General features: G+C 45.8%; 10 protein-coding genes. 2 read left to right on the forward strand and 8 right to left on the reverse strand.

What is annotated here, in order from left to right:
• Positions 1-9: 9 nt before the first annotated feature.
• The 8 genes from fliE to DN062_RS17580 all read right to left on the reverse strand — a co-directional run bounded on the left by fliE (position 10) and on the right by DN062_RS17580 (position 7623).
• Positions 10-369, reverse strand: a complete 360-nt coding sequence (gene fliE, locus DN062_RS17550; protein ID WP_112160600.1) for a flagellar hook-basal body complex protein FliE — start codon at positions 367-369, stop codon at positions 10-12.
• Between the two features lie 190 nt (positions 370-559).
• Entirely contained in the window at positions 560-769 is a 210-nt protein-coding gene (locus DN062_RS18985; RefSeq protein WP_239995836.1) for a 3'-5' exonuclease family protein, read from the reverse strand.
• Positions 751-1227 carry an exonuclease domain-containing protein gene (locus DN062_RS17555; protein ID WP_239995837.1) on the reverse strand — a complete coding sequence of 159 codons (477 nt, stop codon included), beginning with the start codon at positions 1225-1227 and terminating at the stop codon, positions 751-753. Before DN062_RS17555 ends, DN062_RS18985 begins: the two co-directional genes overlap by 19 nt.
• Before the next feature lie 4 nt (positions 1228-1231).
• Positions 1232-3073: a DUF294 nucleotidyltransferase-like domain-containing protein gene (locus DN062_RS17560; protein WP_112160601.1), complete on the reverse strand. Its 1842-nt coding sequence runs from the start codon at positions 3071-3073 to the stop codon at positions 1232-1234.
• 64 nt (positions 3074-3137) lie between these two features.
• On the reverse strand, positions 3138-4820 hold the full coding sequence (locus DN062_RS17565) for a VC_2705 family sodium/solute symporter (RefSeq protein ID WP_112160602.1): 1683 nt from the start codon (positions 4818-4820) through the stop codon (positions 3138-3140).
• 166 nt (positions 4821-4986) lie between these two features.
• The gene (locus DN062_RS17570; RefSeq protein WP_112160603.1) at positions 4987-5493 is read right to left on the reverse strand and encodes a hypothetical protein; all 507 of its coding nucleotides are present in this window, start codon (positions 5491-5493) and stop codon (positions 4987-4989) included.
• A gap of 94 nt (positions 5494-5587) precedes the next feature.
• Positions 5588-7357 (reverse strand): sodium:solute symporter family protein, encoded by a 1770-nt coding sequence (locus DN062_RS17575; RefSeq protein ID WP_112160604.1) that lies wholly within the window; start codon positions 7355-7357, stop codon positions 5588-5590.
• Between the two features lie 5 nt (positions 7358-7362).
• Entirely contained in the window at positions 7363-7623 is a 261-nt protein-coding gene (locus DN062_RS17580; RefSeq protein ID WP_112160605.1) for a DUF4212 domain-containing protein, read from the reverse strand.
• A gap of 332 nt (positions 7624-7955) precedes the next feature.
• On the opposite strand from DN062_RS17580, the gene DN062_RS17585 reads away from it, so the two are divergent.
• Positions 7956-9365, forward strand: coding sequence for an RNA-guided endonuclease InsQ/TnpB family protein (locus tag DN062_RS17585; RefSeq protein ID WP_112160606.1), 1410 nt, complete (start codon positions 7956-7958; stop codon positions 9363-9365).
• Positions 9366-9448: 83 nt separating this feature from the next.
• The coding region (locus DN062_RS17590) for a PAS-domain containing protein (protein ID WP_112160607.1) at positions 9449-12820 on the forward strand (3372 nt) is incomplete at its 3' end.

Genomic DNA, 12820 nt, shown 5'->3' on the forward strand with positions numbered 1-12820 from the left:
CAAGCTCTATTAAATCGGCATTTTGGAAATGTCTTCGTAGGCAGATACCAAACGATTACGAACTTGTGTCATGGCGTCAAAAGCGACAGATGATTTTTGCGCTTGAATCATGACCTGGGGCAGGTCGACACCAGCATCACCTCTTTCATAAGCCTCACGTAACTCACTCGCCATTTTTTGCTGCTCACTTACGGAGTCAACAGCCGATTTGAGTAAAGCTCCAAAACCTGAGCGATCTGTAGGCTTCACGGACTCAGTATTTAACTGTCCCATGGATGGCAATGCTACCTGTTGTGCCCCTGCTTGCATTTCGGCACGCAGAGAACGCATCTGTGACAATACACTTGAAATATCTGCGCGCTCAATCATGCAATCACCCCACTCGTTTACGGCATTTTTTTGACATTATAAAAAGTTTACGCCACAACACAAACAAATATACCATACTGACGACGGTATTCTGTCACTTTTTTTACTAAGAGTGGCGCAACACAGGTTAGAATGCAAAAAACAGGCCAAAAGACCTGTTCTTCAATGCGTCAAAAAAACAAGAGTCGACCTAAGCGACAGAAGGTGGGGAGCCGTGCTTCAAACGGACATACATTAAGGCGACAGTAATGGCATCACCTAGCGCCGTATTACGCTGCAAAATCGGAATATCCAATTTCTTGGAAATGGTATCAAAACGCAGATCTATCTCCCCACCCACAGACTTCCATTTAATGATGTCATGGTAAACATGAGACAGCTCTATGGCTTTATTCGGCAAACCAAACCCATACTGAGGACGGATAAACTTATNTTCGGCAAACCAAACCCATACTGAGGACGGATAAACTTATCAAGCACTCGCACGTCGTAATTAACGTAATAGCCTAAGATGGGACGATTACCCACAAACTGCAAGACCTGTTCTAGTGCGTCCTCAATTTCAATACCATCCACCAAATCACTCGCACGTATCTTATGTATCAATATTGAGTCTTTCGACAAGGAGGCTGGTGGCTTTAATTTAATATCCAAACGCTCACTCGTAACGACTTTACGCCCTTTAATTTTAACCGCTCCAATGGATAAGATTTCTGCTTTTTTGACGTCCAAACTCGTCGTCTCGCAATCCAAGGATACGATTTCATCGCCTTTATATGGCTCAAACAAATGCGCATAGTCGCCGTTTTTATGATCACGTCGGTCTTTTAGGCGTCTAATCATACGTGGAAGGATCATTCGGCTAGGTCCCTATATGATAACGATTGGTAAGAAACTTTTTAAAATCTTTAACAATACTCAAAGCGTCTCGCAATAACTCTCGCTCTAACTTATTCAATTTCTGTAGGTCGATGGCGTTCGGGGTATCGTCAACACCAGATTCACTTGCTTGAACCCTATCGATTTGTTGCTTCAAGCGTAACTGAACAAATAATGACAAGGCCTCAGATAGGTTAGCGCCTAACGCCTTAGGCAACTCACCTTTTTCCATCAACAACTCCATACGTTTAAAGGTGTTGGTTTCAAGAATCTTATGCTCAAGCGCCATGGTGCGAATCCCGTGCACGATCGGAAACACCCCACCTTTTTTGATATCCAAACTCCCCTTATCTTTTAACTTACCAAAAAAGGTCAGAGGTGTATTGAAATCCAACGAAGCCTTAGCAAAGTGCGAGAAGAAAATTTCGTTATTCCGAATACTGCGCAAGAAAGCATTACGGGCCACTTTAAATAACGCCACGTTTCCAGCAACGGGTTTACCATCAACAGCAATCGCTAGCTTCATCACCGACTCACCGTCAAACTTTTGACTCCAGCGTGACAGCTTATTTGCCCAATCCTCTGTCGAGTTAACCCACTCAGGGTTTGACACCATGATATTGCCAGGACAGGGAGGAAAACCAAATGACATAAGTGTTTCGCTGAACTGCTTCATCACCTCATGCATCTTAGGCCATTCCAAGCCATCACGGAAAATAAGACCATTGTCTTGATCTGTTTTCATGATCTGTTCGCCACGCCCTTCAGACCCCATCACAATTAAACACACATGTGGACGCATATCCTGAGGAATGGTTAAATCAAAGAGCTTTGACAAAATGCGTCCATTCATTGCAGCCAAGAGTTCCATGGTAAATCGTATTTTGACACCCGTTGAAATCAAGGCCTTGATGAGCTCCGTTAACCCCCTAGAGGCATCACGTAAATCGGCAATGGTTTGCGCACGTTCGACTCGCAACCCGATGACATGCGAATGACTTGAAAAATGACTCAATACATCGGTAAGTTCTACGATCCCGACCAGTACCTGTGAGTCTTTCATCACCACAACACGCTCTATTTGCTGTTGCGTCATCATAATCAGGGCATTAAACAAATAGTCTTGGGGGTCAATGGTTATAAGGCGATAGCTTGCTATATCGGAAACATCAGAATCGAGAGGCAGCTGATTGATGACCACAGCATCTAACAGGTCTGTTCCTGTCACCATACCGTAACGATTGCCCTTCTTAGCCAACACACAATCGGCTTTCATTTCCCGCATCAAGCGAGTCGCTTCAAAAATTGATGTTCCTTCCAATACAATCAAAGGCTCGCGTATCGTACCATCATCAATTCGAGCCAACATAAACTCAGCCATATCCTGGCTTTGACCATGTTGAGCAACAATTTCGCGCTTGGCTGTCAAATTTTGTTGGAAATAATCAGCAAATAAATGATTACTTGAAATCAGCTCCAACAGTGTTTTCGTGGGTAACAAATGACAAATGGTTTCATCAACCGCGATAAAGTTATGAATTGCTTTGCCATTCAGAGCCGACCAGCCACCAAAATAGTCCTCATCTTGGTAATGAACAAACACATTCGAACTTACCACCTCTCCAGTTGCTAAGGTCTCACCTAAATCACTTTCACCCACTCGTCCTTTTAAGATGACATACAAACCTTCGGGCGCGGTTCCCGCTTCAATGATGGCTTCACCTTTCTGAAAATAGGTAATATCCAAGTGACTGCGAAGCAATGCCTGTTCTCGCTCATCGAGCAAGCTGAACGGCAAATTGTCCATTTTGAATGAATCAGGCATTATTTACTCCGTTGTTATTATTGATAATTCGTTCATTACTAGCGTCCTTTCAAAGCTAAAGTGACTAAGTTACCCTCATTTTAGCCACCACCTGCTGAGTCGAATTATCTGGAGCAGGTGTTAAATAAGACACTAACCAACTTGCAAGAAAATTCACCAACAAAGCCACTCCACCAAAAGTTGCGAATGAATAAGACCAATGCAAAAGAACAGGGTGTGACAAAATAGTCGCTATCACAAAGCCTAGCACCAGCATGAACGCGAGTGACATCCCAACGAACACCCCTTTTGCATGTATACGTTCACTATAAACACCGCAGACCAAAGCTGGAAACAATACGGCTCCCGAAAAGATAAACCCTATTGCAAGCGTTTCAATCAAGGATCCAAGCGGAAATACAGCTAGCACAGATGACAATATGACCAAACCCAAGGAAGACCAACGCACTAAATGCAATGATTGCCTATCCGTCATCTGGGGCATGAAACACTTTTTCATCAAATCGCGAGACACTGAAATAGAAGCGACCATTAAGACACCAGTCGCCGATGCTAAAGCCGCTGCCAAGGCCCCTGAGGCCAACAGGGCAATCACCCACGAAGGTAGGGCAGCGACCTCTAAGAAGACAATCGCCATTACATCAGGATCCAAAGACAGCTCGCTGCCAAACTGACTCATGGATAGCTCATCGGTTTGCTTATATAGGATTCGTCCATCATCATTGTGATCCTGCCAACTCACCAATCCCGAAGCTTGCCAACGATCTACCCAATCTGGCATCGCCGCTGCATACAAACCTTCTCCATCATACTCTTTAACTGAGTGTAAAAATTGCGCGCCGCCGACCATCCCCACCCCAGGAATGGCGGTATAAAAGAAACCAATAAATAGCAGTGCCCAGCCACCGGACAATCTGGCCTCTCGAGGCGTTCCTACAGAAAAAAAACGCATAATCAAATGGGGTAAAGCGGCCGTACCACAGGCCAAAAGCAATACCAACAGACCTTTCTCAAACCACAACAAATTCGTTGACACAAATGCATCAAACCCTGCATCTACTCTCAGCCGTTCAAACCAATGGAAGACACTTCCTTGCTCGCCGACCTCGGCAAAGGGCAAACCCTGCGGCAAAAACTGCCCAGTCACTTGAAAACTAATAAAAAAAGCAGGCACCATAAAGGTAAAAATCAAAACGGAATATTGAATAACTTGTGTATACGTCACCCCTTTGACCCCCCCCATAACGGCATAGAAGATCAATAATATGACGGCGAAAACGATTGCCGTTGTAATAGGTACTTGCAGGAAGCGTGAAAAAACAATTCCCATGCCTCGCAATTGAGCCGCCAAATAAAAGAGCGCGATCAAGACACTCGTGATAACGGCAATTACGCAAATCCAACGTGACTGATAGCGCTTGAGCATAAACCCAGGCACTGTGGCTTGACCAAAACGTCGCAAATAAGGGATCAGTAATAAAACCAATAAGACAAAACCAGCACTCCAGCCTAACATATAGAGCAAAGCATCCTGCCCTACCACAACAAGGCAACCAATCAAGGACAGAAACGTCACAGCTGAAATCCAGTCGGCCGCAATTGCTGCTCCATTCGTCATTGGCGAGACACGCCCCCCCGCCATATAGAACTGCGTGGATGAATGTCCTTGACTCAAACTATAGACAGCATAAATAACAAACACACTGATTAGGGCGAGTAAAGTGTATAAGAGATGTTCAGGCAACATTTGGCTGCTTTCTCTGTGGTTTTAGTATCACCCTATCAAAAATGGATAAGGCTAGGAGACTATGCACTTAGTCGTAAAATTATTATAGGACAATTCAATGAACTTCTTTTGACTCTAACAAAGGACAAAGCCAAGTGAAAAGCCTGACTTTAGTCTCAATTTTTTATTATTGGCAGACGCTTGTATATAAAACATCATCTTTTGCTAATACGCGTAATCGTTCAAACTGCAAGGTGCGCTCTGACGATAAAGGCAATAGCTCAGCTGTCTCGCAGTTCATCACATGGGCTTTGACCGATACATGGTCTATGTGCTGTTTTTCAAAGCGGTAGAGTATAAATTCTGCCAGTTCTACATCATTAAGTTCGACCTTAACGATGTTGTTCGTATCCAACACGCTAAACGCAATTGTCATAGGAAACCAATACGTCCAAGGACGCCAAAATACCTGACCTTCCTCCGTTGAAACGACTACTGTTCCCTCAGGTTGACGCTGTTGCTGATGATCGAACCAATCGTATTCATAATAAATTTGATAGGCCAACATCCCTGCGCCTGCAAAGACAGGAATAATCCATTTCGGCAATTTATTTCGTGTCAGTTTACGCAGAGTTAAAGCGATACCGGCTGCACCTAAACCCGCAAATACAATCGCGACTATTGTCCAAATCATGTTTAACCTTTCCTGAAATAAGTCGGGCCTCCGTTTGGAGGCCCGCTTAGAAGACCCTAACTTACAGCCTGCGCTGTGCTAGGTTCTATTATGCTCAGTGATCAAGAGCAGCGCCAGCACCTTTTGGTGTACGAACGCTTTCAACCAGATCCTGAATTTCTTGTGGTGGCTCTTCAGTTGCCAAAGACACCGCATAGGCGACCGCGAAGTTGATGACAGCACCAATTGCACCGAAGGACAGAGGTGACACACCGAACAACCAGTTGTCTGGCGTATTGGCTAACATATTCGTACCCGGAATGAAGAGCCATCCCAAGTAAGTGAAGATGTAAACCAATGTGGAGATCAAACCAGCAAGCATACCTGCGATGGCACCCTTGTCGTTCACACGCTTAGAGAAGATACCCATCATCAAAGCAGGGAACAAAGAGGCTGCTGCAATACCGAAGGCCAATGCTACCACCTGTGCCGCGAAGCCAGGCGGATTCAGCCCAAGATAGGTTGCCAACACAATCGCACCTGCCATGGAGATACGCGCGGCCATCATCTCACCCTTTTCACTGATGTTTGGATTAATGATGGTCTTGATTAAGTCATGACTGACTGCCGATGAAATCGCGAGTAACAAACCAGCTGCTGTTGAGAGTGCTGCTGCAATACCACCAGCCGCAATCAAACCAATAACCCAAGGTGGTAGGTTTGCAATTTCAGGGTTTGCCAATACTAGAATATCATTGTTTACTGTCAACTCATTGCCGTTCCAACCACGTGCTTCTGCTGTAGGAGCATACGCAGCATTGGCATCGTTATACATCTGGATACGACCATCGTTGTTTTTATCTTCCCAACGAATGAGACCTGTTTCTTCCCATGTTTTAATCCACTCTGGACGATCAGCGTAAGCCAATGCATCAGCCGTTGGGCCCTCAGGGTAGATGGTGTTAACAAGGTTCAAACGAGCCATTGACGCAACTGCAGGAGCAGTCAGGTACAACAACGCGATGAAGATCAACGTCCAACCTGCAGACCAACGCGCATCAGCTACCTTAGGTACAGTGAAGAAACGAATAATTACGTGTGGTAGACCCGCCGTACCGATCATCAGAGACAAAGTGAACAATACCATGTTCAGTTTATTATCAACGTCAGCCGTGTAGTCACGGAAGCCCAGCTCACGTACCACTTCATCCAGTTTCTCTAACAAAGGCATACCAGACTCAAGGTGAGTACCAAACAAACCTAACGGAGGGAGTGGATTACCGGTTATCTGTAAAGAAATGAACACAGCAGGAATGGTGTAAGCAACAATCAACACCACATACTGAGCCACCTGAGTGTAGGTAATCCCTTTCATACCACCAAATACGGCGTAAAGGAATACGATTGCCGCTGCAATCCAGATACCTGCAGCTGAGCTTACTTCCAAGAAACGAGAGAAGGCAACACCAGCGCCTGTCATTTGTCCGATAACGTAAGTTACTGACATGATGATTAAGCAAAGAACGGCTGTTAAACGCGCGCCACGGCTGTAGAAACGGTCACCGATGAAGTCAGGCACAGTGAACTTACCAAACTTACGTAGGTAAGGTGCCAACAGCATCGCCAGTAATACGTAACCACCTGTCCACCCCATTAGGAAGGTAGAGTTAGCGTAACCACCCGCTGCGATCAAACCTGCCATTGAGATGAAAGATGCAGCTGACATCCAGTCTGCAGCAGTCGCCATACCGTTTGTGATAGGGTTTACACCACCACCAGCAACGTAGAATTCCTTTGTTGACCCAGCACGTGCCCAGATCGCGATACCTATATAAAGAACGAAGGACGCGCCCACAAATATAAGATTGATTGCAAATTGACTCATGCCGCTTACTCCTCGACACCAAATTCTTTATCAAGCTTGTTCAATCGCCACGCATAGTGGAAAATGATCGCGATAAAGGTGAGGATCGAACCCTGTTGTGCAAACCAGAATCCTAGATCAGTTCCGCCAACCGGAATACCGGCTAACATTGGGCGCAGAAGTATGGCGAAGCCATACGATACAAGAGCCCATACAACCAGGCTCCAAGTGATAAGGCGAACGTTCGCCTTCCAGTATGCAGCTGCATTTTGCTTATCATCTGCCATGTTGACTCTCCATTTTTTTGTTATTGGAGTTGAGAAAAATACAGCCTCAATCTAACAAAGGTAACCTGTAAAAGAAAAGCCCCGACTTTAGTCTAGAAACCAATGATTTAATTGATGATTTCAGAAAAAACCTAATGATTTCTGACACTAGAGCACACAGAGTCTAAATTGTCGATCATCAAACCTTTAGTCAAACACGACAATGGTATAATAGGTTGAACAAAATGCTTGCGCAATCTCGTTCCTTTAGGGACGAGTCAAGCAAGCGATCAACATTTTTTAGAATAAAAAATGTTATCATTTAACGTATTAAGAGCAAATAAACAGGCATCATGTTAACAGGCATCAAACTGCGAGCAAATCCAACACCCCACCAGAGGCTGATACTCAGCCAATGGATGGGCTGTGCTCGTAGCATCTGGAATGCCAAGGTCGAAGAAGAGCATTATTATCGAACCTTTGCCCGTAAATATTGCGCTATCGGCACCTATGCCCCCATCGATCAAACCACGGCCCAGTTTAAGTCAACAGAGCTGACGCCATGGCTGAATAATTGCCCCAGTCAAATACTGCGCAATAGTGCTGTAAACTGGTTCAAGACGTATAAAAAGTTCATGAGCGGTCAGTGTGGCAGACCCAAGCGCAAACCGAAAACGGATAAGGGCAGTATTCATCTGACCCGCGAAGTGTTTCGATTTGACCGCTGCGAAGATGGCAATATTCGCTTGTTTATTGGGACGAAGACAAACAATATCGGCTATTTGTCGTTTAAGGCTCATGATACATTTCAGATCCCGAATTCGATGTATGTTCGCAAGGAACGGGGTCAATACACCCTATCATTCTGCTATGAAAACAATGTATCGGATGCTGGCCTGCCAACGCTTAAAGAGCATTTAACCTTTCTACAAGGGGTCACCCGAGAGTATCTGGAAGAATACACTCAGGGCATTGATCGCGGCGTAGTGATTCCGGTTCATGCGGGTGACCAGACGTATGATTTTGCTCAGGATCAAAAAAAATCCATGAGCAAATCTGAACGCTATATCAAGCGATTGCAGCGCCGGTTGGCGCGGCAGCAAAAAGGCTCTAATCGCAGAGCTAAAACCAAGCATCGCATCGCGGTTCATCATTCGAAAAAAGCGAATATACGCAATGACTTCGCGCATAAAACCAGTCGTTCATTGGTGAACAGCGACGCTAAAGTCATTGTCTTCGAAGCCTTGAGAACGGCCGCAATGACGCGCAAGCCTAAAGCGCAACAGGACGAGCAAGGACGATATGTTTCGAATAAAGCCAAGCAAAAGTCTGGACTCAATAAGTCCATATTAAACGTGGGTTGGCATCTCATCGAAACCTATACAAAATACAAAGCCTATCACGCTGGAAAGGTGGTATTTAAAATACCGGCCCCAAGAACCAGTCAGGAGTGTGCGCTATGCGGTCACACTCACCCCGACAATCGCAAGTCACAATCCATATTTACTTGCGGTCACTGTGGACACACTGACAACGCGGATCACAATGCGTCAATGGTGATTAAGAAACGGGCCATTAACTTAATTTTAGACACTGGAACGGTGTTATCTGATGATGGGGTTTTAAGGCCACAGTCAGATACTGGGCGTGGAGGCATGCGTAAGACTAGCCGAGCCAAAAGCTCGACTAGCCGTGGCCTGCGAAGCGTCAAAAAAGAAAAGCTAGCGACTCAGGTCGCTGGCTTGGAAGCTCAACCGCTTTAGCGGTGAGTAGTTCACATCAACTAGATGTGATCCGATAGGATTATCGGTACACTACCCTCCTACTTTGATATCAGGATGTCACGATGCTGTCTGGCGGATTAATCATACTTATCTCTGTCGCCTACCTTTTTCTACTGTTTGCAATCGCCTATTACGGCGATAAAAGTGCGACAGGACAACGACTGGCAAACCATCCTTTAATCTATTCATTGTCCCTAGCGGTTTACTGCTCATCTTGGACTTTTTATGGCGCCGTTGGCAGAGCATCTACTACAGGCTGGGAGTTTGCCGCCACTTATTTAGGGCCCGTCATTGTCTTTATTTTTGGCTGGCGCATGATCGAGAAAATTGTTCTCGTCAGCAAGCAACAAAACATTACGACCATTGCCGACTTTATTTCATCTCGTTATGGAAAAAGCCAAAGCCTAGCGGTACTAGTCACGATAATCGCGGTCTTGGGGACCATGCCCTATATTGCACTGCAACTTAAAGCGGTTGCACTTAGCTATAACGCGATTGCCCCCGGCGCAACAGAAGCGCTCAGCAAAGGCAGTGATACGGCTTTATTTGTGGCTTTGTTAATGGGTATTTTTGCCGTTCTTTTTGGCACGCGCCATATCGATGCCACTGAGCATCATCCCGGCATGGTTCTAGCTGTTGCCTTTGAATCCATCATCAAACTCACGGCTTTTTTATCCGTCGGCTTTTTTGTCACCTTTTATCTGTACGATGGCTTAGGCAACACGCTAAGCATGATTTCAGACCAAATTCGTTACAGCCCAACCTTTCAATCCCCTTTTGCTGGCAGTTTTTTGACAGAAACAGTGCTTGCTTGTGCTGCTGTGATTTGTTTGCCGCGTCAATTTCATGTCACGGTCGTTGAAAACACCCATCCTAAGCATATATTAATGGCTCGCTGGCTCTTCCCTTTGTACCTTATTCTACTTGGACTTTTTGTATTGCCTATTGCCGTTGCAGGCATGGATATTTTTGCAGGAAGCACGATAGATGCTGACTCCTATGTACTCATGCTCCCCCTCGTTGCAGGCTGGGAGCATCTTGCCGTCTTCGCTTTCATCGGTGGATTATCTGCTGCAACCAGTATGGTTATTGTTGCCAGTATTACGCTCTCAACGATGGTCTGTAACGATATTGTAATGCCCTTATTGTTGCGTATTCGCTGGTTACGCTTATCGAAATCCGGCGACCTGGGCGCGCTCTTGCTTCGCGTGCGACGCATCACAATTTTAGGCTTAATGATTCTCGCCTATTTTTACTACCGCATTTTTGGCGATCACGGCTCTCTGGCCTCGTTTGGCTTATTGGCTTTTGTAGCAGCGATCCAGTTTTTACCTGCCATTATCGGCGGTATTTATTGGAAAGAAGGCACACGACAAGGCGTACTGGCAGGCATGATCGCAGGCATGGTTCTCTGGGCCTACACACTGGTCTTGCCGACCACTCGGGCCGCATTGGACATCCCATACACTTTAACTGACCTCATTCCATCAGATACCAATTCCTGGTTACAACCCACCGCTCTTTTTGGCATTACAGGGCTCGATCCTCTGACACATGGTGTTTTGTGGAGTCTTTTCTTCAACCTGTTCTTTTTTATCTTTATTTCGCGCTTATCTCGCAGCCGCTTGGTCGATCGTATTCAAGCGACGGCCTTTATTAATGTCCATAATAAAGACATTAGCGATCAATCACGTCTTTTTGGGCATGTCACCGTTGAAGATTTAGAAATGCTCAGTGAGCGTTTCCTCGGAGCCAGTCGGACACGCCATGCCTTCACAGGCTTTGCACTACAAAGAGGAGATCACTACCCTTTGCCGGGTGATAAAGCCAGTCCTGAGTTAATTCAATACACGGAACGCATGCTGGCTGGCGCTATTGGAGCCTCTTCGGCACGGATTGTCATGGACTCTACTCTACGCGGTAAAACAATGATGATCGGCGATGTCGTGACCATCGTAGACGAAGCCTCAAAAGCCCTGCGCTTCAATCGTTCCTTGCTGCAATCCACTATTGAAAATATTGGCCTAGGGATTAGCGTAGTCGATCAACAAATGCGTTTAGTCGCTTGGAACCGTAAATACATCGAGATGTTCAACTACCCAGATGGGTTGATTTGCATTGGCCGCCCTATCGAAGAAGTCTTCCGTCACAATGCCAGACAAGGCGAATATGGCCCTGGGGAGATCAACGAACACATCAAAGCTCGCGTCGCATTACTGCTCGACAATAATCCTCACTCTTACGAACGTATGCGCCCCGATGGCAGCGTATTGCAAATTCGCGGCAATCCCATGCCCAATGGCGGTTACGTGAATACCTATATGGATATTACCGATCACAAAGCCATTGAAGAAGCTTTACGTGAGAGCGAACAGAATATACGCATTTATACAGACAACGTGCCGGTTTTAATTGCCTACTTAGATCCGCAAATGCGTTACTTGTTTATTAACAAAGCCTATGCCGACGTATTCGGCTTAGATCGCCACCGAGTCGCGGGTATTCCATGCTACAGCGTACTCACACGCGAAGAATACGAATACCGCCGTTTTTATATCGACAAAGCCCTTTCGGGCGAGCGCCAACGCTTTGAAACAAAGCTCCCAACAAAAGATGGCAGTGACCGTTTTGCCGAAGTGACGTACATTCCGCACATGGGTGAGCACGGCGATCTATTGGGCTATTTCACGCTCTATCAAGACATTACAGAACGCCGTATTGCAGAACTGGCCTTGCAAGAAACCAACGAAAACCTAGAGCAACGCGTACGCGAACGAACACAAGCACTATCGGTCGTCAACAAAGAGCTTCGTAAAGAAAACACCATACGCGCACTGATAGAGGACGAACTTCGTCAAGCCAAATCCGATGCAGAAGCAGCTAACTTAGGTAAAACCCGCTTTTTAGCTGCAGCTAGTCATGATTTGCTGCAACCTCTGAATGCAGCACGTTTATTTATTTCGGCGCTTGCTCAAAAAACCTATGAGCCCGATGTCAATCAATTGATCGAGAATCTCGATGGCTCGTTACGTGCAGCAGAAGAGCTGATCACGACCATTCTAGACATTTCCAAACTGGATGCTGGCGCGTTAGAGCCCTCACCCAGCCACTTTTCTTTGTCCAACTTGATCAATAACCTAAGCACCGAGTTTAAAGCACTGGCATCTGAGCGTAATCTTGAATATCGGTATGTCTGTTCAAAGCAAGTGATTTACTCCGACCCAAAACTGTTGCGTCGAGTTTTGCAAAACTTTTTATCCAATGCCATGCGCTATACGAAAACGGGTAAGGTGCTGTTAGGGGCAAGACGCGAGGGACAATTTTTACGACTTGAGGTTTGGGACACAGGCGTAGGGATTGCGGAAAACAAGATCAAAGAGGTTTTTGAGGAGTTTAAGCGCATCGACAATCCACGTCACAGCGAAGTAAAGGGA

It is taken from the genome of Nitrincola tibetensis, assembly GCF_003284585.1.
GTDB classification, from domain to species: Bacteria; Pseudomonadota; Gammaproteobacteria; order Pseudomonadales; family Balneatricaceae; genus Nitrincola; species Nitrincola tibetensis.